Raw genomic sequence first — 22,286 nt, 5'->3', positions numbered from 1 at the left:
CCGGACCGGGCCACAGGGAGACCCCATGAACGAGGCCGTTTCCAGACGCTCGGCGATGCGGATCGCGGCGGCGGCGGGCGCGGCCCTCGGAGCGGCCGCCTGCGCCCCCGCCGTGCCCCCGGGGGCCGGCGCCCCCGCGTCCGGCCGCCCGCCCGCCGCACCCCCCGCGCCCGCCCCCGCGGAACCCGGGAGCGCGGCCCGGATCGACAGCCTGCTGGAGCGGCTCACCCTCGACGAGAAGACGGCCCTGCTGCACGGAGCCCGCGACCCCGGCCCGCTGGGGCAGGCCGGGTACGTGCCCGGCGTGCCGCGCCTGGGGATCCCCCCGCTGCGCCTGGCCGACGGGCCCGCCGGGGTGCGCGTCGCCCGGCGCGCCACCGCGCTGCCCGCCCCCGTCCTGCTCGCCTCCGCGTTCGACCCGGCACTGGCCCGCGAGTACGGACGGGTCCTGGGCCGCGAGGGCCGCGCCCTGGGCCAGGACGTCCTGCTGGCCCCGATGGTCAACCTGATCCGCACCCCGTACGCCGGCCGGAACTTCGAGACCTTCTCCGAGGACCCGCGCCTGACCGCCGACCTCGCGGGCGCGACCGTCCGGGGGATCCAGGACGAGGGCCTCGTCGCCGCCGTCAAGCACTTCGCCCTCAACAACCAGGAGCGGGGCCGCGACACCATCGACGTGATCGCCTCCGAACAGACCCTCCACGAGACCGAGCTGCGCGGCTTCGAGGCCGCCGTGGCCGCCGGCGCGGGCGCCGTGATGGGCGCCTACAACAAGGTCAACGGCGTCCACGCCTGCGAGAGCCGGCCCCTGCTCGACGAACTGCTGCGCGGCCGCTGGGGTTTCGACGGCTGGGTGCTGTCCGACTGGGGAGCCGCCCACAGCACCGTCGCGGCCGTCCGCGCCGGCCTCGACATGGAGATGCCCGGCGGCACCCACCTGGGCGCCCCGCTGCGCGCCGCGGTGCACGGGGGTTCGGTCCAGGAGGCGGCCGTCGACCTGGCCGTCCACCGGATCCTGACCACCATGGACCGCTTCGGGCTGCTGGCGGCCAGGCCTGCCGCCCGGCCCCCGCGCGACGCCGCCGCGGGCGCGCGCCTCGCGCGCAAGGTCGCCACCGCCGGGGCGGTGCTGCTGCGCAACGAGCACGGCACACTGCCGCTGACCGGGCCCGCGGCCCGCTCCCTCGCGGTGATCGGGCCCACCGGGCAGGTGCCGTTCGTCGGCGGCGGGGGCAGCGCACACGTGGTCCCCGACGGGGCCGAGGCCCCGCTCACCGCCATCCGGCGGCGGGCCGGCAAGGGCGCGACCGTCGGCCACGCCCTCGGCGAGGACCTCTACGGCAGAGCCCTCCCGGCGGGACTGCTCACCCCGGCGGCCGCCCTCGACGACCGCGCCGTGGGCCCCGGGCAGGTCTGGCGCCACGAGGGCGAGTTCCGCCTCGCGGCCGCCGACGAGTGGACCCTGCTCGTGCACTACACCGGCAAGCGCCCCGTCGTGCGCCTGGACGGTGCGGAGCTCTTCCCCGTCCGGCAGGGCATGGCCGAGCACCGCGAAGGAGGACTGCTCGGCACGGCCCCCGACGGCAAGGCCGTCCGGCGCCGCACCCTCACCCTCGCGGCGGGCGTCCACCGGCTCTCCGTCACCGCCGAGGGTGGCGCGCGGGGCCAGCGCTTCCGGCTGCGGCACGTCACCGGGGCGATCCGGGCCGCGGACCTCGCGGAGGCGGTGCGGACGGCGAAGGCGGCCCGCAGTGTGATCCTGTTCGCCTACGCGGACGCCACCGAGGGCAGCGACCGGACCTCCCTGGCGCTCCCCGGCGGCCAGGAGAAGCTGATCGAGGCGGTGGCGGCCGCCAACCCCCGTACGACGGTGGTGCTCAACACCCCGTCCGCCACGACCATGCCCTGGCTCTCCCGCACCGGCGCGGTCCTCCAGATGTACTACCCGGGACAGGAGGGCGCGGGAGCCACCGCCGACGTCCTCTTCGGGGACGTGGACCCGGGGGGCCGCCTCACCCAGACCTTCCCGGCCGACGAACGTCGCACGCCCGTCGGCGGGGACCCGCTGCGCTACCCGGGCGTGGGCGGCCGGCAGGAGTACGCCGAGGGCGTCCACGTCGGCCACCGCTGGTACGACGCCCGGCGCGTGACCCCGCTGTTCCCCTTCGGGCACGGGCTGTCGTACACGACGTGGCAGTACGAGAAGCTCACCGTCCGCCCCGAACGCAGCGGCCTGCGCGCGGAGTTCACCGTCCGCAACACCGGCCGCCGCAAGGGCACCGAGGTGGCCCAGGTGTACCTCGGCCCGTCGCCCGACCTCCGGCTGGACCAGCCGGTACGGGCGCTGGCCGGCTACCGGCGGCTCACCCTCGCTCCCGGCCAGGCCCAGCGGGTCACCGTCGACATCGACGCGCGGGCCCTGTCCTCCTGGGACGCGGAACAGCACGCCTGGGTCCGGGGCACCGGCCGCAGGGAGCTGTTCGCCGGGCGCTCCTCCGGCGACCTGCCGCTGCGTGCCAAGGTCGTGGTCGCGAGCGGATAGGCTGCCTCGTCCGGCATGTCACAGGGGGCGCGCCGGGGACGACTCGGGAGGACGCACCGGTGCACATCCAGGAATGGCTGGAGACGATTCCGGCGGTCAGCATCTACCTCCTGGTGGGTCTCGTCATCGGGCTCGAAAGCCTCGGCATCCCCCTCCCGGGCGAGATCATCCTGGTGAGCTCGGCGCTGCTCGCCTCCCAGCACGGCGAGATCGACCCCGTGGTCCTGGGCCTGTGCGCGATCACCGGCGCCATCGTCGGCGACTCGATCGGCTACGCGATCGGACGCCGGGGCGGCAAGCCGCTGCTGGAGCGGCTGGGCCGGCGCTTCCCCAAGCACTTCGGCCCGCAGCAGGTGGCGCTGGCGGAGCGCTCCTTCGAGAAGTGGGGCATGTGGGCCGTCTTCTTCGGACGCTTCGTGGCCCTGCTGCGGATCTTCGCCGGACCGCTGGCCGGTGTGCTGCACATGCCGTACTGGCGCTTCCTCGTCGCCAACGTCCTCGGGGGCATCCTCTGGGCGGGCGGCACCACGGCCGTCATCTACTCCGTCGGGATCGTCGCCGAGCCCTGGCTGAAGCGCTTCTCCTGGCTGGCGCTGGGCCTCGCGGTGGCGTTCGGCCTCGCGGTGACGCTGGTGATGCGCAGTCGGATGAAGAAGGCGGCCGCGGCGGCCGGCGCCGAGGCGCAGATCCCGGCCCAGCCCGCGGCCCGGGCCGCCGCCGGCCAGTGACACCGGCGTCCCGGCCGGTCCCGGGACGCGCCGTCGGCGGACCGGCGGCGGATCGGCGGCGGCCCGCCGGGGCCGGCCGCCCGCCCGCGGTCGGACGTGCGTCAGGAGGCCGGGGTCACCGAGGCGCGGTGCTGCCCGGCCAGGTCCACGTACATCGCGGCGTTGACCTTGATGCCCTCCCGCTCCTCGTCGGTCAGGGGCCGGCGGACCTTCGCGGGCACGCCCGCGACCAGCGAGCCGGGCGGGACCACCATGCCCTGCGGGACCAGGGCCTGCGCGGCCACGAGGGAACCGGCCCCGATCACCGCGCCGTTCAGCACGGTGGCGCCCATGCCGATCAGGCAGTCGTCCTCGACCGTGCAGCCGTGCACGACGGCGTTGTGGCCGATGGAGACGCGCGCGCCGACGGACACCGGGAACCCGGGGTCCACGTGGAGGGTGCAGTTGTCCTGCACGTTGCTGTCCACGCCGAGGGTGATCGGGCCGCAGTCGGCGCGCAGCACCGCGGAGTACCAGACGCTCGCGCCGGCGGCCAGGGTGACGTCGCCGACGACGACCGAGGTGGGCGCCGTGAAGGCCGTCGGGTCGATCTGCGGGTCCTTGCCGTTGACACCCGCCACGAGTGCCTGGGCCGCCTGCTGCGTCATGTGCTCTTCCTCTGCCGTCGGTCGTCCGGTGTGCCGCGCCAACAGCACCGTAGGCCACACCGGTCGCGGTTCCGGCGATGGGGTGAAGATCACAGGACCGCGGTCCCGACGACCGCGGCCGCGCGCACTACCGTGGCCGGGTGCCGAAGAAAAAGAACACGTTCTCATCCGTGGCGGTCCTGCGCCGCCGGCTGGCGAGCCGTGTGGTCCACACCGGCTGGCGCTTCATGCAGCAGGCCGGCGCGGTCACCGCGCAGACCCCCGGCCCGCTGCGCTTCGGCGCGATCGGGGACGGCACCCGGCTGGCCTTCCCGCAGGGGACGGTCTTCAACGAGCGGTGGATCACGCTCGGCGGGCACTGCATCATCGGCGAGCAGGTCACCCTGACCGCCGGCATGATGCCCGGTCTCGACCTCGGCACGGAGCCCATGCTGGTCCTCGGGGACGGGGTGGTCATCGGCCGCGACAGCCACGTGATCGCCGACGCCCGGATCACGATCGGCTCCAACACCTTCTGCGGTCCCGGCGTGTACATCACCTCCACCAACCACAGCTACGACGACCCGCACGAGCCGGTCGGCCGCCAGTGGCCGCGCAACGCGCCGGTGGAGATCGGCCCCGGCTGCTGGCTCGGCACCGGCGCGGTGATCCTTCCCGGCGCGCGGCTGGGCCGCAACGTCGTGGTGGCCGCGGGCGCGGTCGTACGGGGCGAGGTGCCCGATCACGCGGTGGTCGCGGGCGCGCCGGCCCGTATCGTGCGGCGCTGGCAGCCGGAGACGGGGTGGCAGCCGCCGCTGCGGACGCCCGCCCCGGTGCCGATCCCCGACGGAATGACCCCGGAGCAGTTGCGGGGGCTGGCCGAGCTCACCGAGGCGGAGCTCGCCGAGGTCGAGCGGGCCGCGGCCCGGGAGGCCGCCGCCGAACCGGCCGTGGCGGAGCAGGCGTAGGGCCTGTCCTCCGGATCGTGCCGACCCGGGAGGGTCCGGAGGACGGGACCGGCCCGACGGACCGCGGGTGTCAGCCCGCGGCCAGCAGGACCGTGCCCGCGAGGGCCAGCCCGGCGCCCGCCGCCTGCACGGTGCGCAGCCGTTCCTTCAGCACGGCGAACGCGGCCAGCGCGGTGACCACCGGGTACAGCGAGGACAGGACGGCGGCCACGGTGACCGGGCCGTTCTGGGCGGCCACCGAGTAGGTGCCGTTCGCGGCGACGTCCGCCAGGCCGACGAAGGCCAGGGCCGGCAGGAGGCTCCACAGGATCCGCGGACCGGTGCCCGCCGGCAGGGCGGGGACCCCGCGGCGCACCTGGACCAGCAGGGCCGCCCCGCCGACGGCGACGTTGGTCACCCGCTGCACGAACAGGGCGAGGAACAGGCCGGTGACGGTGGTGGAGGCCTCGGCGATGAGGGCCATCACCGCGCCGAAGCCGAAGGCCGCGACCAGGGTGAGGACGACGGCCTGCCGCTGCACGGGAGCGCCGCGCAGCTCCGGTCCGCCCGCGAGGACGATGCCGACGACCGCCACGGCGATGCCCGCGACCTGGCCGAGGCCGGGCCGCTCGCCCAGCGTCAGTCCCACGGCGACGGGCACGACCACGCCGAGCGAGCCCAGCGGCGAGACCACACCCATCGGGCCGAGGGCCAGTGCCTTGTAGAAACCGAGCATGGCCACGGGGCCGACCAGGCCCGCGGCGACCGCGAACCACAGCTGGGGCCCCGCCTCGCGCCAGGCCCCGGTGCCGAGGACCACGGCGCCCAGCACGAGGACCGCGACGACCTGGGAGACGACGACCACCGTGAGCGCCGGGAGGCGGCGGGTCAGCAGCCCGCCGCCGAAGTCGGCCAGACCCCACAGCACGGCTGTGGCCAGGGCGAAGAGGGCGGTCATGCGGGCCTCGCAGTACAGTGCGGTGAACGTCGGAGTACAGCATCGGATACACGGCACGGTAGTGCAGTGCACTGCACTGTGTCATCCAGGATATTGGACGGAATGGTGTCGGATCTCGAACAGCTCACCCAGGCGCTCGCCCGGAACCTCAAGCGCTGGCGCGCCGAGCGCGGTTTCACCCTGGACGCCCTGGCCGCCCGCGCGGGCGTGAGCCGCGGCATGATCATCCAGATCGAGCAGGCCCGGACGAACCCCAGCGTGGGCACCACCGTCCGGCTGGCCGACGCGCTGGGCGTCAGCATCTCGGCCCTCCTCGACCACGACCGCGGCCCGCAGGTGCGGGTCGTGGCGCCCGACGAGGCCGTACGGATCTGGTCCAGCGGGGCCGGCAGCTCCACGACCATGCTGATCGGCACCGACGAGCGCGGGCCGATGGAGCTGTGGACCTGGCACCTCGTGCCGGGCGAGGGCACGGACTCCGTCCCGCACCCCTCCGGCACCATCGAGATGCTCCACGTCACGGCCGGCGAACTGACCCTGGTCGTCGGCGAGGAGGAGTTCCGCGTACCGGCGGGGGCCGCGGCCGCCTTCGAGGCCAACCTCCCGCACTCCTACCGCAACGACGGCGCCGTGCCCATGGAGATGACCCTCGCGGTGTCGGTCCCGCCGGTGTCGGCGCCGCTGCCCGCACCCGCTCCCGCCCACGGCGCGCAGGGAACGGGCACCGGGCGGACCGTCAGAGCGCCGGGATCTCGATCGCCGGGCAGCGGTCCATGACCATGGACAGCCCGGCGGCGCGGGTGCGCTCGTAGGCGGCCTCGTCGATCACGCCGAGCTGGAACCACACGGCGCCGGCCCCGATCGCCACCGCCTCGTCGGCGACCGCGCCCGCCAGCTCGCTGTTCACGAAGACGTCCACGACGTCCACCGGGAACGGGATGTCCCGCAGCGAGGCGTAGCCGGGCTCGCCGTGCACCGTCTCCGCCTTGGGGTGCACCGGGACCACGCGCTTGCCGAACCGCTGGAGCACGCGGGCCACGCCGTACGCCGCCCGGTCCGTGTTGTTCGAGAGGCCCACCACGGCCCAGGTGTCGCCGAGCTCGGTGAGGATCCTGCGTGTGGTTGCCTGGTCGCCGTACACGGTGCCGCCTCCTGGATGTCCGCTGCGCGGGGCCCGGCCCGGGCCGCCGCTCACCCGCCTCAACCGGGAGGACGCCTGTCCGATTCCCCGTAGGGTGGAGCGGTGAAGGCAGACCAGTACGTGACCGTGGCCCGCGAGGGCGTGCACGAGGCGGAGATCAACCGTTCCCGCTTCCTGTGCTCGATCGCCCCCGCCGCGACCGAGCAGGAGGCGCAGGACTTCGTCGCGCGCATCCGCAAGGAGCACCCCACCGCCTCCCACAACTGCTTCGCCTACGTCGTCGGCGCCGACGCCTCCGTCCAGAAGGCCGGCGACGACGGGGAGCCCGGCGGCACCGCCGGGGTGCCCATGCTCCAGATGCTCATGCGCCGCGACGTGCGCTACGCCGTGGCCGTCGTCACCCGCTACTACGGCGGCGTGAAACTCGGCGCCGGCGGTCTCATCAGGGCCTACGGAGGAGTCGTCGGCGAGGCCCTCGACACCCTCGGCACCGTCACCCGCCGCCGCTACCGCCTCGCCACCGTCACCGTCGACCACCAGCGGGCCGGCAAGACCCAGAACGACCTGCGCTCCACCGGCCGGACCGTGGTCGACCTCAGGTACGGGGCCGCCGTCGAGATCGAGGTGGCCCTCCCCGAGGCGGACCTGCCCGCCTTCGAGGCCTGGCTCGCCGACACCACGGCCGGAACGGCCGGCCTCACCCTGGGCGGCGAGACGTACGCGCCCTGAGCGCCCCCGGGGACGGGTTAGCGTAGTGGGGTCCGGTGAGCGGGAGACGACCAGGGGAGACGGCATGTGCGGCGGGGCCGGCGAGTGAAGTTCCTGCACACCTCCGACTGGCACCTCGGCCGGGCCTTCCACCGCGTGAACCTGCTCGGCGCCCAGGCGGCCTTCCTCGACCACCTCGTCGCAGCGGTCCGCGAACACGGCGTCGACGCCGTCCTCGTCGCCGGTGACGTCTACGACCGGGCCGTCCCCCCGCTCCCCGCCGTCGAGCTGTACGACCGGGCCCTGCACCGGCTCGCCGACCTCGGCGTGCCCACCGTCATGATCTCCGGCAACCACGACTCCGCCCGCCGGCTCGGGGTCGGAGCCGGCCTCATCGGACGCGCCGGGATCCACCTGCGCACCGACCCGGCGGGCTGCGCGGACCCCGTCGTGCTGACCGACGAGCACGGCGACGTCGCGCTGTACGGCCTGCCCTACCTGGAGCCGGCCCTCGTCAAGGACGAGTTCGGCGCGCGGAAGGTCAGCCACGAGGCGGTCCTCGGCGCGGCCATGGACCGGATCCGGGCCGACCTGGCGTCCCGCCCGCCCGGCACCCGCTCCGTCGTCCTGGCACACGCCTTCGTCACCGGCGGGCAGGCCAGCGACAGCGAGCGCGACATCACCGTCGGCGGGGTCGACTCCGTGCCCGCTTCCGTCTTCGCCGGAGTGGACTACGCGGCCCTCGGCCACCTCCACGGCTGCCAGTCCGTCAACGAACGAGTCCGCTACTCCGGTTCCCCCCTCGCCTACTCCTTCTCCGAGGCCGACCACCGCAAGACCATGTGGCTGATCGACCTCGGCCCGCAGGGCGAGATCCGCACCGCCGAGCGCCTCGACACCCCCGTCCCGCGCGCCCTCGCACGGCTGCGCGGACGGCTCGACGAGCTGCTCGACGACCCCGCGCACGCCGTGCACGAGGACGCCTGGGTCGAGGCCACCCTCACCGACGCCGTCCGCCCCGACGACCCCATGGCACGTCTCGCCGCCCGCTTCCCGCACACCCTCACCCTCGCCTTCGACCCCCAGGGCCGCGAGGAGGAGACCGGCGCGTCCTACGCCCAGCGGCTGCGTGGACGCAGCGACCAGGAGATCGCGGAGGACTTCGTCGCCCACGTGCGCGGCGGCGGGCAGCCCGACGAGGCCGAACGGGCCGTGCTCCGGGGCGCCTTCGACGACGTACGCACCGACGACGGACGCCGGGAGATCCACCGATGAGGCTGCACCGGCTGGCCGTCACCGCCTTCGGGCCCTTCGCCGAGGCCCAGGAGATCGACTTCGACGCTCTCTCCGCCGCCGGGATCTTCCTGCTCCACGGACCCACCGGCGCCGGCAAGACCTCCGTGCTCGACGCCGTCTGCTACGCGCTCTACGGGTCCGTGCCCGGATCCCGCCAGGCCCCCGGCACCAGCCTGCGCAGCGACCACGCCACGGCCGGCACCCCCACCGAGGTGACCCTGGAGCTCACCGCCGGCGGCCGCCGCCTGGAGATCAGCCGCCGCCCCGAACAGGAACGCCCGAAGAAGCGCGGCACCGGCACGACCAAGGACAAGGCCCAGAGCCGGCTGCGGGAGCACACCGGCGAGGGCTGGACACCGCTCAGCCGGTCCCACCAGGAGATCGGCGAGGAGATCGAACAGCTCCTCGGCATGAGCCGCGAGCAGTTCTGCCAGGTGGTCCTGCTGCCGCAGGGGGAGTTCGCACGGTTCCTGCGGGCCGACGAGGCCGCCCGCGGCCGGCTGCTCGGCCGGCTCTTCGACACCCGGCGCTTCGCCGCCGTCGAGACCCTGCTCGCCGAGCGCCGCCGTGCCGCCGAGGCCGAGGTGCGCGCGGGCGACGAGAAGGTGCTCCACACCGCCCAGAGGCTCGCCCAGGCCGCCGGGGACAGCGTCGACCTGCGGGACTGGCCGCTGCCCGGACACCAGCCCGGCGACCCCGGACTGGCCGGGGCCGTCCGCGCCTGGGCCGCCGTCGCCCGCTGCTCCGCCCGGGAACGCCTCGACGTCGCCGAACACGCGCTCGCCGCCACCGAGAGCCGGCACGCCGCCGCCCGGCGGGCCGCCGAGGATGCCCGCGAACGGGACCGGCTCCAGCGCCGGCACGCCGAGACCCTCCGCCGCTCCGCCCTCCTCGCCGAGGCGGAACCCGAGCGCACACGGGTCCGCGCCCTGCTCGACCGGGCCGGACGGGGCGCCCGGGTGGCCCCCGCGCTGGAGCTGCGCGGCGCCGCCTTCGCCGCGCACCTGACCGCCGCGCACGCCGAGAGCACCGCCCGGGCCGAACTCCCGCCCGCGCTCCGCGAGGCGGGCGCCGAACAGCTCGCCGCCGTCGAACAGCGGCTGCGCGAGGAGCTGGGCGCGCTCGGCGCCGCCCACCGCGCGGAACAGCGCAGCGCCGAGATCGGCCGCGAACGCGCCGACCTGGAACGGGAGTCGCGCGCCGCCGAGGAGCAGCACCAGGAGTCGGCCGACTGGCTGGAGCGCTGGGACGACATCCGGACCGCGCTCCAGGAACGCGTGGACGCCGCCCAGCAGGCCGCCACCCTCGCCGAGCAGCTCGCGGGCCGCCTCGAACCCGCCCGCATGCAGCTGGACGCCGCCCGCAGGCGGGACGGCTTCGCCCGCGACGCCGAGCTCGCCGAGGCCGAACTGGCCACCCTGCGCGAGGAGTCCGCCGCCGCCCGCGAACGCTGGCTGGACCTGAAGGAGGCCCGGCTGCGCGGCATCGCCGCCGAGCTCGCCGAGGCGCTGGTGGCGGGCGAGGCCTGCACCGTGTGCGGGTCCTCCGAACACCCCGCTCCGGCCCGTCCGGCCCCCGGCCACGTGGACCGCGCCGCCGAGGACGCCGCCCACGCGGCCTTCGAACGGGCCGAACGGGACCGGGCCGGCGCCGAGCGCCGGCTGGCCGTCGCCGCGGAGGGCCGCGCCGAGGCCGCCTCCGTCGTCGGCGACGCCACCACCGCCGAACTCCTCGAGTACACCTCGGACCTGACGGACCGGCACGCCGCCGCGCACACCGCCGCCGCGGGACTGCACACGGCCCGCGAGCGGCTGGCCCGGGCCGAGCGGGAGCACGCCGCCCGCAGCGCGGACCGCCTCGGCGCCGAGACCCGCGCCGCGGCCCGGGCCTCGCGCCGGGAGGCCCTGGACCGCGAACAGGCCGGGCTGGAGAGCGAACTCGCCCTCGTCCGGGGCGACGCGCCCACCGTCGCCGCCCGCGCCCGCACCCTGGAGGACCGCGTCCGGATGGTCTCCGCCGCGGCCACCTGCCTGCGCCGCGCGGAGAGCGCCGCCGGCCGGCTGAAGGAGGCCGACGACCAGCTCGCCGACGCCGCCTTCAAGGCCGGCTTCGACACCGTGGAGGCCGCCGCCGAGGCGGTGCTCCCCGACTACGAACGCACCGCGCTCCAGCACCGGCTGGACGCCTGGCAGTCCGAGCAGACCCTGCTGGCGGACCGCCTCGCCGAGACCGGCACCGCCGAGGCGGCGGCGCTGCCCCCGGCCGAGCCGGAGGAGGCCGAGGCGCTGGCCGTCCGGGCCGCGGCGAAGCTCCGTACCGCCGGCTCCGCCTGTGACGCGGCCCGGGTGCGCTGCGAGGAGCTGGACCGGCTCTCCCGGCAGGCCGAACGGGAACTGCGGGCGCTCGGCCCGCTGCGCGAGGCCTACGACCGGGTGGCCCGGCTGGCCGGGCTCACGGCGGGCACCTCCGCCGACAACGAACGCAGGATGCGCCTGGAGGCGTACGTGCTGGCCGCCCGGCTGGAACAGGTGGCCGCCGCCGCGACCGTACGGCTGCAGCGCATGTCCGGGGGCCGGTACACCCTGGTCCACTCCGACGCGCGTTCGGGCGGACGGGGCCGTTCCGGCCTCGGACTGCACGTGGTGGACGCGTGGACCGGCAGCGAGCGGGACACGGCCACCCTCTCGGGCGGCGAGACCTTCTTCGCCTCGCTCGCCCTCGCGCTCGGGCTGGCGGACGTGGTCACCGACGAGGCGGGCGGCACCCGGCTGGACACCCTCTTCATCGACGAGGGGTTCGGCAGCCTGGACGACCAGGCCCTGGACGAGGTGCTCGACGTGCTCGACTCGCTGCGCGAACGGGACCGCAGCGTCGGCATCGTCAGCCACGTCGCCGACCTGCGGACCCGGGTCCAGGCCCAGCTGGAGGTCGTCAAGCAGCGCGGCGGCTCGGTGGTGCGCCACCGTACGGCCGCGCTCACCGACTGAGGCTCCCGCACCGGGGCGCCGGCCGGTCCGCCCTCAGGGGCTGAGCGGCCGACGGGGCAGCGGTGAGGAGTACACGATGCTCGTCGTCACCGGACCGAGCCCCGCGATCCGTCCGGTGACCTCCTCCAGGTGTCGCATCGAGGAGGCCGCCACCTTGAGCACGAAGCAGTCGTCGCCCGTGACGTGATGGGCCTCCAGGATCTCCGTGGTGGCCTCCAGGAAGTCCTGGAACGGCTTGTAGTTGCCGTGCGGATAGCGCAGCCGGACCAGCGCCAGGATCGACTTGCCCAGCCGTTCGGGATCCACCACCGCCGTGTAGCCGGTGATGATCCCGGCCTCCTCCAGCCGGCGCACCCGCTCGGTGACGGCACTCGCGGACATCGACACGGACCGGGCGAGCTCGGTGAAGCTGGCCCGCCCGTCGCGCTGGAGGGCGTCCAGGATGCGCCAGTCGGTGGCGTCAGGGGAATAGTCGGTCATGGTCCAGGTCTAGCAGGGGATTCCTCGGCAGTACAAGGAAAAGGCCGGGGAAAGTCACTTCCCGACAAGATCAACGGATCATAGATTCTTCGACATGACGACGACGCAGCACACCCCGGCAGTCCCCGCCCCCACCAACCCCGTGCTCCGGGTGCCCCCGGCCCCGCCGGCCGCGGCCGCCGCCTACTTCGCCGCGAGCCTGGCCTTCCACGCGGACGTCTCGGACGTCGCCGCCGCCTTCGCGGCCCACCGCGGGCAGGGCGCTCCGCTCGGGTTCCGGCTCGTCGACTCCCGCTCCACGCCGTCCTGGGACCAGGCCCACATCCCCGGTGCCGTCCACCTGCCGGCCGCCCTCATCCCCGAACAGGCCGAACGGCTCCTCGACAAGGACGTCCCCGTGGTCACCTACTGCTGGGGCCCCGGATGCAACGGCGGCACCCGCGCGGCCCTCGCCCTCGCCGAACTGGGCTTCCAGGTCAAGGAGATGCTCGGCGGCATCGAGTACTGGATCCGCGAGGGCTTCGAGGTCGAGACCTGGCAGGGCGGCCGCCGGCGCATGGAGGCCGACCCGCTGACCGCCCCCACCGACTCGGACGACTGTGGCTGCTGAGAGTGCGGCACGGCCGGGGGCGGGACCGGCCGCGGCGTGACGGGCCCCCGGAGGCCGGGGGCCCGCCCGCACGCGAACGGGATCAGAGCTTCGACAGCTCGTCCACCAGGTCGTCCAGCCCCAGCGAACCCTGCGACAGCGCCGCCATGTGCCAGGCCTTCAGGTCGAAGGACTCGCCGCGCGCGGCCCGGGCGTTGTCCCGGCCCAGCAGCCACGCCCGCTCGCCCAGCTTGTAGCCGATCGCCTGCCCGGGCATCGACAGGTAGCGGGTCAGCTCGCTTTCCACGAAGTCGTCGGGCCGGCCGCTGTGCAGGCCGAAGAACTCCTGCGCCAGGTCCACCGTCCAGGTCTCGCCGGGGTGGAACGGGGAGTCCGCCGGGATCTCCAGGCCCAGGTGCATGCCGATGTCCACGATGACCCGCGCGGCACGCATCATCTGGCAGTCCAGGTAGCCCAGGCGCTGCTCGGCGTCCTTGAGGTAGCCCAGCTCGTCCATGAGGCGCTCCGCGTACAGCGCCCAGCCCTCGGCGTTGGCGCTGACCATGCCGACCGTGGCCTGGTAGCGGGAGAGCCGGTCCGCCACGTGCGTCCACTGCGCGAGCTGCAGGTGGTGGCCGGGCACGCCCTCGTGGTACCAGGTGGACACCAGGTCGTACACCGGGAACCGGGTCTGGCCCATGGTGGGCAGCCAGGTGCGGCCCGGGCGGGAGAAGTCCTCCGAGGGGGAGGTGTAGTACGGCGCGGCCGGCCCGCCGGGCGGGGCGATCCGGGACTCCACCTTGCGGACCCGGTCGGCGAGTTCGAAGTGGGTGCCGTCGAGGTTCTCCATGGCCTCGTCCATCAGGCCCTGCAGCCAGGCCCGGACCTCGTCGACGCCCTCGATGTGGGTGCCGTGCTCGTCCAGGTGCTTCAGCGCCTCCCAGGGTCCGGCGCCCGGGAGGATCTTCGCCGCCTCGGTCTTCATCTCGGCGAGCAGCCGGTGGTACTCCGACCATCCGTAGGCGTACGCCTCGTCCAGGTCCAGGTCCGTGCCGTTGAAGAAGCGGGACCAGCGGGCGTAGCGCTCACGGCCGACGGTGTCCGGCCGGCCCGCGACGGCCGGGGCGTAGACCGCGGCCATCCAGTCGCGCAGGTCGACGACGGCGGCCGTCGCCACGGCGGCCGCCTCGTCGAGCCCGGCACGCGGGCCCTCGGGGGCCGCGGACACGAACTCCTCGAAGAAGGCGGGCGCGGTGCCGTCCTGGCCGGCCCAGGTGGTGAGCTGGCCGATCATGGTCGTGGTGGCGCGCGGGCCGCCGAGCAGGCCGCGGTCCAGGCCGAGCCGCAGGCACTCGCGGTAGCCGGCGAGGGCGGCCGGGACGGCCCGGAGGCGTTCGGAGACGGCCGCCCAGTCGGCCTCCGTCTCCGTGGGTGTGAGGGAGAAGACCTCACGGACCGAGTGTGCGGGGCTGTGGATGTTGCTGACCGCGCGGAGGTGCTCGTCCGCCTCGTGGACGGCGAGCTCGGCGGTGAGCCGCTCGCGCAGCAGACGGGCACAACGGCGTTCGGCGTCGTCGTCGGCACCGGGCAGCGCCTCGGCGGCGTCCAGGAGGGCGAGGGTCGTGCGGGCGAGATCGGCGAGGGCGTCGGAGCCGGCCGGGGAGAAGTCCGGGAGCCTGGCGGAGCTCTCGGCGACACCCAGGTAGGTGCCCGTGATCGGGTCGAGGGCGATGAGGTCGTCGACGTACGCGTCGGCCACCTGGCGGGGCAGCCGAGGTGCGCTGCCGCTGTGGAGGGTCTCTGACATGCGGCCATCTTCGTACGGGCGACGCGCTCCCGTCATCACCCACTGGGGCCGCCCTCCGGGCGCGGGGCGCGGACCCGGTGCCGCCCCGCCCCGGACCTCGCTGACAAGCCCTGTGCAGAAGGCAGTTCGGGACGGGAGGCGGATCCGGCGGACAGCGGGAGGGCGCGGAGATTGGCCGGAACCGGACAGGCCGGGGCACGCGGGCAGCTCCTCCCCGCGTGCCCCGGCCCGGTGTTCAGGGCAGGTGCCGCGGGGCCGGCCGGCCCTGGGGGAGCTCGTAGGCCACCCGGGAGCCGACCGGTGTCGCGTCCAGCCGGGCCGTGATCACGAGGGTGCCCTCCTCGATCTGGTAGTCGAGGGGCAGGCCCAGGCCGCGCATGGCCGCGACCATGCCGGTGTTGGCGGCCCGGGTGACGGCGTACACGCTGTCGCAGCCGGCCTCGACCGCCAGGGCGACGAGCCGGCGCAGCAGCTCCGAGCCGATGCCGCGGCGCTGCCACTCGTCCTCGATGAGGAGGGCGAGCTCGGTCTCGTCGCCGTCCCACAGCAGGTGGCCGAGGGCGACGAGCTTCCCCGAGGCGGTGGTGGCGGCCAGCGTGCGGCCGAAGCGCGGGCTCAGCAGGTGGGCGAGGTAGCGGTCGGCGTCGGCCACGGGCCCGTGGTAGCGCAGGCCGAGGGTGCGCTCGGAGCAGCGGTCGTGCATGGCGCGGGCGGCGGCCAGGTCGGAGCCGTCGGCCCGCCGTACGGTGATCTCGTTGCCCTCGGGCAGGGTCAGAACGTCCTGGCTGCGCGGGACGCGCGGGCCGAGCCGCGCGTCGAGCTCGACCAGGGCGCGGGCCCGGGCGAACTCGGTCGGGGTGAAGGGCAGGTAGGGGCGCTCCACGGTGATCGCCCCGCCGGAGGGGTCGCGCAGCCGCATCACGGTCGCCTCCAGGACGCCTTCCACGGGGGCGTCCGCGCCGACGTTGGGGCGGCCCGAGAGGGTGGTCGCGGGGATCGAGTGGATCGTGCAGCGGCCGAGCAGCTGGCGGAGGGCGAGCGGGAGCTCGGCGGCGTCCAGGGCGGTACGGGTGGCCAGGCCCAGCATCCGGGTCGGGGTGTCGACGAGGTCGTGGGCGTCGGCGCGCTCGATCCAGGTGCTGTGGCCGCCCGCCCGTGCGACGGCGCGGGTGAGGTCGGCGGACGGCAGCTGCTGCGGGGCGCGCAGCAGGAACTCGTCGACGGTGCCGCCGTCGGGGAGCGGGTGCGTCTGGAGGGTCAGGATGTCGACGCCGTTGCGGGCGAGGGCCGTGCAGAGGGCGGCCAGGGCTCCGGGCCGGTCGTGGACGGTCGTGCGCATCCGCCAGAGCGAGGCCGTGGCCGCGGCCGTGCCGCCCGCGCCCGTGGCGTCCGGTGCCGCGGTGGTCGCCGATGACGAGGCCGATGCCGGCGTGGCGGCGGAATGCGCGGACGCGGGCGGTGCCGGATCTCCGGGCGGTGCGCTGTGCGGGGGCGCATGGCTGTGCCGCCGGGCCCACCAGGTGTGGAACGCGGCCGTCACCAGGAGCGCGACGGCCGAGGCCACCAGCAGGACGGGGCCCCTGGGGCCGTGCACCACGAGGTTCGCGATGCCGTCGGCGACCGCGACGGCGCAGAACAGGGCGGCGAGTTCGACGACGTCACGGCGCCAGTGGTGACGGTGGGGACGCTGGGCGGAGGCGGAGCTGCGGTCAGTCATGCACACCACTGTGGCCGAGGGGTGTTGCGTGATCACGAACGATCTGTGACCGACTGGTTAAGTGTCCGCTTGGTCGATTTCCTCCAGTTTTCCGGACCGGGACGGGCCGGGGGCGAGGCGGGCCGCGCGGCGCCCCCGGCCGGTCCGTAGGGCTACTGGCCCACGCGCCCCGGCTGGAGCGTCCGCGTGAACAGGACGCCGCCGCCCTGGCGACGCAGCCGCACCGTGAGCTCCCCGCTGTCGCCGTCGATCTCCACCTCGCCGTAGTACGGAGGGTTCTCCGCCGGCGACATGTTGGCGAACGGGGCCGACTGGACGAACGCGGTCCGCGGGCCGAAGGTGGCGTCGAGCCGGCCCGCGGGGAACCCGCCGGCCCCGATCGGCCCGGACACGAACTCCCAGAACGGCGCGAAGTCGGTGAACGCGGCCCGCTCGGGCGCGTAGTGGTTCGCGGCCGTGTAGTGCACGTCGGCGGTGAGCCAGACGGTGCCGGTGATGCGGCGGTGCTTGATGTGCCGCAGCAGTTCGGCGATCTGGAGCTCACGGCCCAGCGGGGCGCCCGGGTCGCCCTGCGCGACGGCCTCGAAGTCCGTCGCCCCGTCCGGGACGACGATGCCCAGCGGCATGTCGGCGGCGATGACCTTCCAGGTCGCCCGGGAGCGGGCGAGTTCCCTTGTGATCCAGGCGAGTTGTTCCGCGCCGAGGATTCCGACCGGGTCGTCGGTCTGGGTGCCGGGGGAGTTGAGGTTGCGGTGGGTCCGCATGTCCAGCACGAACACGTCGAGCAGCGGGCCGTGCCGCATCACGCGGTACATCCGCCCCTCGGCGCGGCCGCCGCGCAGATCGGTGACGGGGAAGTACTCGCCGAAGGCCTGGCGTGCGCGGGCGGCGAGGACGTCGGCCTCCCTCACGGTGTAGCGGGGGTCGTCGATCAGCTGGCCCGGGTACCAGTTGTTGCGCACCTCGTGGTCGTCCCACTGGGCGAGGACGGGCACCTGGGCGTTGAAGGCGCGCAGGTTGCCGTCCAGCAGGTTGTAGCGGAAGTTCCCGCGGAACTCCGCGAGCGTCTCGGCGACCTTGGACTTCTCCTCCGTGGTGACGTTGAGCCAGACGCTGCCGTCCCGCAGTGGCACCGAGGGCCTGATCGGCCCGTCGGCGTAGATCGTGTCCCCGCTGAAGAGGAAGAAGTCCGGATCGCGCAGCCGCATCTCCTCGAAGACCCGGTAGCCCCCGAGGTCGGGGTTGATGCCCCAGCCCTGCCCCGCGAGGTCGCCGGACCAGAGGAAGCGGACGTCACGGCGACGGGAGACCGGGGTGGTGCGGAAGGTGCCCCGGACCGGCGGGGAGGTGCGCCGCGGATCGTCGGGGTCGGCCAGGACGACCCGGTAGTGGATCTGCTGTCCCGGAGGCAGGTCGCGCAGGACGGTGGTCCCGGTGTAGTCGCTCGACGGCCCCAGCAGCGGCCCGCGGTGGCGGCGCACGGCGTAGCGGAACGCCTCGCTCGGGGAGGTCTCGACGTACATCCGCGCCACCCGGTCCGCACGCGTCCACACGGTGGCCGAGTGCGCGGTGATCTCGCCCGACTGCACGCCCCAGGGCGCCCCCGGCCTGCCGGAGCGGGCGAAGGCGGGGGCGGCGAGCGCCGGAGCGGCGAAGAGGGCGGAGGACAGGGCGAGGGAACCGCCGATCAGGGACCGTCGGGTGTGCGGCGTCGAAGCCATCGGTGCGTCTCCAGGGGGCGGCGAGGACGGGTCGGACCAGAGTGCCGCCGCACCCCGGCCCGGCCGCGTCGCCCACGCGAACCGCGGATGAACAGCGGCCAGCCGCTCATCCGTGCGGGTACGGGACCCCGCTCGCGCTGCGGGTCGTGTCCAGTACCACCCGGGCCACCAGCGCGGGATCGTCGTGCATCGGGACGTGGCCGCAGCCGGGCAGGCGGACCAGACGCGCTCCCGGGATGGTCTCCTTGGCCCGCACGCCCTGGCGGCGCAGCAGCAGCCGGTCGCGGGTGCCCCAGGCGACGGTGACGGGCAGACCGGGCACGTCGTGGGTGAAGCGTACGGCGCCGCCGGCGGCCAGGGTGTCCTCGAAGCCCGTGGCGTGCCGCAGCGCCAGGGTCTCGGCGACCACGTCCTGCGGCGAACGGCGCGCCGGGCGGGCGTAGATGGTCCCGGTGAGTGCGGTACGGCCCGCGGCGCTGCGCGCGAGGCGGCGGACGGCCGGGACGGGCAGTGCCCTGGCGCCGGCCCGCATGGCGAGCAGTGCGGCGAAGGCGTAGCGGCGTTCGGCCTCGGTCCAGAATCCGGCGGGGGAGAGGGCGGTGACCGAACGGGCGAGGTTCCTGCGGCCCATCTCCAGGGCGAGCAGTCCGCCGAGGGAGTTGCCCGCGACGTGCGGGCGCTCCACGCCGAGCGCCGCGCAGAGCGCGCCGAGGGCCGGAGCCACGGAGTCGAGGGAGTAGGGGACGCCCCGGGGCAGCGGGTCCGAGGCGCCGAAGCCCGGCAGGTCGACGGCGATCACGTCGTGGCCGGCGGCCAGGACGTCCGCCACCGGGTGCCAGGCCTGGAGGTGGTGGCCGATGCCGTGCAGCAGGAGGAGGGGTTCGCCGGCGCCCTTGCGCTCGTAGGCGACCGTGGCGGTCCGGGGGCCGAGCGGCGAATCGATCGTGACGGAGACCGTGGCGGCCATGCTGCTCCTCGTCGGTGGACGCGTGCGAGACGGATTGTCAGGAGTACCCACCGCCATGATTACCGTCCGGTAGCCCTTGACTACAAGGCCCCGGGTCGTACGAGAACATCCCGTGAACGCCTTGCTACGTATGCCCGATCTGCCCGGCAAAGGTATGAGCATTGGTCTTGACCAAGGGGGTGCACCGTCCTATCGTCGCAGGGATAGTGCAGGAACCTTTAATAAACAAGGGCGCGGAACTGCCGCTGGAACACACGGCGAGTGCAGCGACGGCAGGAGGAGTCAGGGTGGGGACCACGCAGCTCGACACGGTGCCGGAACCGAAGTACTGGCACCTCAAGACCGTCCTCAGCGAGGCCCTCGACCAGGACTTCGCCGTCGGCGAGGTACTGCCCAACGAGCGTGAGCTCGCGGCCCGTTTCGGCGTCGCCCGCGCGACGCTGCGTCAGGCCCTGGAGCAGCTCGAGCTCGAAGGCCGGCTGCAGCGCCGCCGCGGAGTCGGCACCACGGTCGCCCCGCCGCGCGTCGGCGTGGCCGTCGGCAGCGCGCAGCACAGCTGGCCCGGTGAGGCCGCCGACGGCTGGGAGCCGGTGGACGCCTCCGAGACGCTCCCGTCGGCCGCCGTGCTGAAGCTCCTCGGCACCGGCGGTGCCTTCGCGGAGGACCAGCCGGTGCACACGGTGCGCCGGACCCGGGTCACCGGAGGCCAGGCCGTCGCCGCGGAACTGCTCCACGTGCCGGCCGCCTCGGTCCCCGGACTCCCCGCCATCGAGGCCCCCTCGGGCCCGGCCCGCGCCCGCGCGGTCCTGCGCGAACTGCAGCGGCTGGTCCTCGACGGCCAGGACCGCTCGGTGGAGCTCGGCTCCGCCCGCGCCGACGACGCCAAGGAGCTCGACCGGCTGCCCGGCGCGCCGGTCCTGCTGGTGACCACGCGCTACTTCACCGCCGCGGGCACCGCGGCGGTCTCCGTGGCCACCTACCGCGCGGACACCTGCCGGCTCACCTTCGGCGACTCCGGCGGTGTCGAGATCACCCACGAGCCGCGCGTCGCGTCCTGACGCCGCGCCGCCCCCGGCCTCAGCCCTGGTTTCGGTCCTCGGCCCCGGCCCGCATCCCTGCGGGCCGGGGCCGAGGCCTTTCGCGTCGGCGCGGGGAGGTCCGGCTCAGCGGTGGCGGGCCGTGACCGTCTTCTCCACGGCGAAGAGCTCCTCCTCGACGTGGTCCAGCGCGAGCCGGAGCGCGCCCGTCGCCACCGCGGCCTCGCCGAGCATCGACAGGGTCACCCGGGGCGGGCGCAGGCAGTAGCGCTCCAGCTCCCTGCGCAGCGGCTCCAGGATGCCGTCCAGCCCGGCCGCCCAGCCGCCCACGACCACCAGCTCCGGGTCCATGGCCAGAACCAGCGCCGCGACGTCGTGGACCAGGCGCTGCAGGAACCGCTCGACCGCCGCCACCGCACGCTCGTCGCCCCGCTTGGCCATGGCGAAGACCTCGGCGACCGCCGGCTCGTCCAGTGGGTGCAGGGGCTCGCCGGTGGTCGACAGCAGCCGCTCCGGGGTCGCCTCGCGGCCCAGCAGGTGCAGGGCGCCGATCTCGCCGGCGGCGCCGCCGAAGCCGCGGTGCAGCCGGCCCCCGATCAGCGAACCGGCGCCGGGGCTGAGCCCCGCCATCACGAACACCATGTCCCCGGTGTCCCTCGCCGCCCCCTTCCAGTGCTCGGCGACCGCCGCCGCATTGGCGTCGTTCTCCACCTGCACCGGGCAGCGGAAGGAACGCTGGAGGCGTTCCCCGAGCGGCAGCCCCGTCCAGCCGGGCAGGGCGGTGCCGAGCCGGACCGTACCGTCCGCCTCCACGATGCCGGGGCTGCCGACACCGACCGCACGCAGCGAACCCCGCGGCACACCGGCACGGCGCAGCAGGTCGGCGACGGCCGCGCGGACCCGCTCCAGCCGCTCGTCGGCGGACGCCGACTCGGCGACCTCCTTGGTGCCGGCGCCGATGATGCGGCCGTCGAGCCCGGACAGCAGCACGGCCACCCGGTGCGAGCCGATCTCTATGCCCAGGAGGTGCCCCGCCTCGGCCCGGAACCGGAAGCGCCTGGCCGGACGCCCCTGCCGGCGCGCGCCTTCCTCGGCCTCCGCCTCGACGACGAGCCCGGTGCCGATCAGTCCCTCCACGACGCCTTCGACGGTCGGCCGGGACAGCCCGGTCAGCCGGGTGAGGTCCGTGAGGGTCGGCGATCCGGCCGTGCGCAGTGCACGCAGCACCACCGCGGAGTTGATCCGCCGGAGCAGAGAGGGATCCCCGCCGGTCAGCTGCCCCAACGTGTGTCCTCCCAGCTAGCGAGCTTCTCAGCCGGATCGTACTGCGCCCCCGGTGCCGCGGCGAGAAGCAGCCCCCCATCGGCCGGAGCGGGCCCTCCGCTCAGGCCGGCGAGACGAAGCCCGATTCGTACGCCGTGATCACCGCCTGGGTGCGGTCGCGGGCCCCGAGCTTCGCCAGGATCGCGCTCACATGGGACTTGACCGTCTCCGTTCCGATGATCAACTCGCCTGCGATCTCCACGTTCGTGAGACCGCGCGCCATCAGCCGCAGCACCGCCTCCTCCCGCTCGGTGAGAGCCGCCCGCTCCAGCACGGCCCGGGCCTGCCGGTTCCCGTACTCCGCGGCCAGGGCCCGCACGGCCGCCGGGAAGAGCAGCGTCTCGCCCTCCGCGACCAGCCGTACCGCGTGCACGATCTCCGACGGCCGGGCCCGCTTCAGCAGGAACCCGTCCGCTCCTGCCCGCAGCGCCTGGTAGACGTACTCGTCGTTCTCGAAGGTCGTCACCACGAGGATCTTCGGCGGCGAGTCGACCGTCCGCAGGACCGCCCGCGTCGCCTCGATCCCGTCGAGGAGCGGCATCCGGACGTCCATGGCCACCACGTCCGGCCGCAACTGCCGCACGAGCGGGATCACGGAAGCGCCATCGGCCGCCTCACCCACCACCTCGATGTCGGGCTGGGAGTCCAGGACGGCGCGCAGACCCGCGCGGACCAGGGGTTCGTCGTCGACGAGCAGTACGGTGACCGGCAT

General features: G+C 74.9%; 18 protein-coding genes and 1 pseudogene. 9 read left to right on the top strand and 10 right to left on the bottom strand.

All coding sequences use genetic code 11. The annotated features are described in order from the left end of the window. Nucleotides 1-25 precede the first annotated feature (25 nt). Together ACPU2J_RS05720 and ACPU2J_RS05715 are read left to right on the top strand one after the other, a co-directional pair. Entirely contained in the window at nt 26-2,542 is a 2,517-nt protein-coding gene (locus ACPU2J_RS05720; protein ID WP_420081466.1) for a glycoside hydrolase family 3 C-terminal domain-containing protein, read from the top strand. Between the two features lie 59 nt (nt 2,543-2,601). After that, complete coding sequence (locus ACPU2J_RS05715) at nt 2,602-3,270, top strand: DedA family protein (protein WP_420081467.1); 669 nt, start codon at nt 2,602-2,604, stop codon at nt 3,268-3,270. A gap of 101 nt (nt 3,271-3,371) precedes the next feature. Here the strand turns inward: ACPU2J_RS05715 and ACPU2J_RS05710 are convergent, their stop codons facing one another. Beyond that, complete coding sequence (locus ACPU2J_RS05710; RefSeq protein ID WP_365080866.1) at nt 3,372-3,917, bottom strand: gamma carbonic anhydrase family protein; 546 nt, start codon at nt 3,915-3,917, stop codon at nt 3,372-3,374. Nucleotides 3,918-4,057: 140 nt separating this feature from the next. Between ACPU2J_RS05710 and ACPU2J_RS05705 the strand changes: the two genes are divergently transcribed. After that, a complete protein-coding gene (locus tag ACPU2J_RS05705) occupies nt 4,058-4,864 on the top strand; it encodes an acyltransferase (RefSeq protein WP_423832892.1) in 807 nt (268 codons plus the stop codon). A gap of 70 nt (nt 4,865-4,934) precedes the next feature. On the opposite strand, the gene ACPU2J_RS05700 is transcribed toward ACPU2J_RS05705, so the two are convergent. Further along, complete coding sequence (locus tag ACPU2J_RS05700) at nt 4,935-5,801, bottom strand: DMT family transporter (protein WP_365080860.1); 867 nt, start codon at nt 5,799-5,801, stop codon at nt 4,935-4,937. 105 nt (nt 5,802-5,906) lie between these two features. On the opposite strand from ACPU2J_RS05700, the pseudogene ACPU2J_RS05695 reads away from it, so the two are divergent. Next, nucleotides 5,907-6,473, top strand: a pseudogene (locus ACPU2J_RS05695) (helix-turn-helix domain-containing protein); the annotation flags it as partial. 64 nt (nt 6,474-6,537) lie between these two features. Here ACPU2J_RS05695 and ACPU2J_RS05690 read toward each other — a convergent pair. Beyond that, the gene (locus tag ACPU2J_RS05690) at nt 6,538-6,942 is read right to left on the bottom strand and encodes a CoA-binding protein (RefSeq protein WP_361594005.1); all 405 of its coding nucleotides are present in this window, start codon (nt 6,940-6,942) and stop codon (nt 6,538-6,540) included. A gap of 102 nt (nt 6,943-7,044) precedes the next feature. Between ACPU2J_RS05690 and ACPU2J_RS05685 the strand changes: the two genes are divergently transcribed. The 3 genes from ACPU2J_RS05685 (at nt 7,045) to ACPU2J_RS05675 (ending at nt 11,933) form a co-directional block, all read left to right on the top strand. Continuing rightward, nucleotides 7,045-7,671 (top strand): YigZ family protein, encoded by a 627-nt coding sequence (locus ACPU2J_RS05685; RefSeq protein WP_420081471.1) that lies wholly within the window; start codon nt 7,045-7,047, stop codon nt 7,669-7,671. A gap of 84 nt (nt 7,672-7,755) precedes the next feature. Beyond that, a complete protein-coding gene (locus tag ACPU2J_RS05680; RefSeq protein ID WP_399823068.1) occupies nt 7,756-8,925 on the top strand; it encodes an exonuclease SbcCD subunit D in 1,170 nt (389 codons plus the stop codon). Then, the gene (locus ACPU2J_RS05675; RefSeq protein WP_423832891.1) at nt 8,922-11,933 is read left to right on the top strand and encodes an AAA family ATPase; all 3,012 of its coding nucleotides are present in this window, start codon (nt 8,922-8,924) and stop codon (nt 11,931-11,933) included. The genes ACPU2J_RS05680 and ACPU2J_RS05675 overlap by 4 nt, the downstream gene beginning before the upstream one ends. A 33-nt stretch (nt 11,934-11,966) precedes the next feature. Here ACPU2J_RS05675 and ACPU2J_RS05670 read toward each other — a convergent pair whose 3' ends face one another. Then, nucleotides 11,967-12,413: an Lrp/AsnC family transcriptional regulator gene (locus ACPU2J_RS05670; RefSeq protein ID WP_361594013.1), complete on the bottom strand. Its 447-nt coding sequence runs from the start codon at nt 12,411-12,413 to the stop codon at nt 11,967-11,969. Between the two features lie 94 nt (nt 12,414-12,507). On the opposite strand from ACPU2J_RS05670, the gene ACPU2J_RS05665 reads away from it, so the two are divergent. Continuing rightward, nucleotides 12,508-13,023, top strand: coding sequence for a rhodanese-like domain-containing protein (locus tag ACPU2J_RS05665; RefSeq protein ID WP_423832890.1), 516 nt, complete (start codon nt 12,508-12,510; stop codon nt 13,021-13,023). An 82-nt stretch (nt 13,024-13,105) separates the two neighbouring features. Here the strand turns inward: ACPU2J_RS05665 and ACPU2J_RS05660 are convergent, their stop codons facing one another. From ACPU2J_RS05660 to ACPU2J_RS05645, 4 genes are all read right to left on the bottom strand, one after another. Further along, on the bottom strand, nt 13,106-14,809 hold the full coding sequence (locus ACPU2J_RS05660) for a DUF885 domain-containing protein (RefSeq protein ID WP_423832889.1): 1,704 nt from the start codon (nt 14,807-14,809) through the stop codon (nt 13,106-13,108). 235 nt (nt 14,810-15,044) lie between these two features. Then, entirely contained in the window at nt 15,045-16,526 is a 1,482-nt protein-coding gene (locus tag ACPU2J_RS05655) for an N-acetyltransferase family protein (RefSeq protein ID WP_423832888.1), read from the bottom strand. Between the two features lie 152 nt (nt 16,527-16,678). Next, nucleotides 16,679-18,247 (bottom strand): alkaline phosphatase D family protein, encoded by a 1,569-nt coding sequence (locus ACPU2J_RS05650; protein WP_423832887.1) that lies wholly within the window; start codon nt 18,245-18,247, stop codon nt 16,679-16,681. A 106-nt stretch (nt 18,248-18,353) separates the two neighbouring features. Next, entirely contained in the window at nt 18,354-19,214 is an 861-nt protein-coding gene (locus ACPU2J_RS05645; RefSeq protein ID WP_420081477.1) for an alpha/beta fold hydrolase, read from the bottom strand. Nucleotides 19,215-19,501: 287 nt separating this feature from the next. On the opposite strand from ACPU2J_RS05645, the gene ACPU2J_RS05640 reads away from it, so the two are divergent. Then, nucleotides 19,502-20,272 carry a GntR family transcriptional regulator gene (locus ACPU2J_RS05640; RefSeq protein WP_361594025.1) on the top strand — a complete coding sequence of 257 codons (771 nt, stop codon included), beginning with the start codon at nt 19,502-19,504 and terminating at the stop codon, nt 20,270-20,272. Between the two features lie 105 nt (nt 20,273-20,377). Here ACPU2J_RS05640 and ACPU2J_RS05635 read toward each other — a convergent pair whose 3' ends face one another. After that, nucleotides 20,378-21,535, bottom strand: coding sequence for an ROK family transcriptional regulator (locus tag ACPU2J_RS05635; protein ID WP_361594027.1), 1,158 nt, complete (start codon nt 21,533-21,535; stop codon nt 20,378-20,380). A gap of 100 nt (nt 21,536-21,635) precedes the next feature. Then, a complete protein-coding gene (locus ACPU2J_RS05630; RefSeq protein WP_361594029.1) occupies nt 21,636-22,286 on the bottom strand; it encodes a response regulator transcription factor in 651 nt (216 codons plus the stop codon).

This window comes from Streptomyces manipurensis, from assembly GCF_049570255.1.
Lineage (GTDB): Bacteria > Actinomycetota > Actinomycetes > Streptomycetales > Streptomycetaceae > Streptomyces > Streptomyces manipurensis.
The sequence above is the reverse complement of the archived record's forward strand: the minus strand, read 5'-3'. Positions and strand labels throughout refer to the sequence as shown.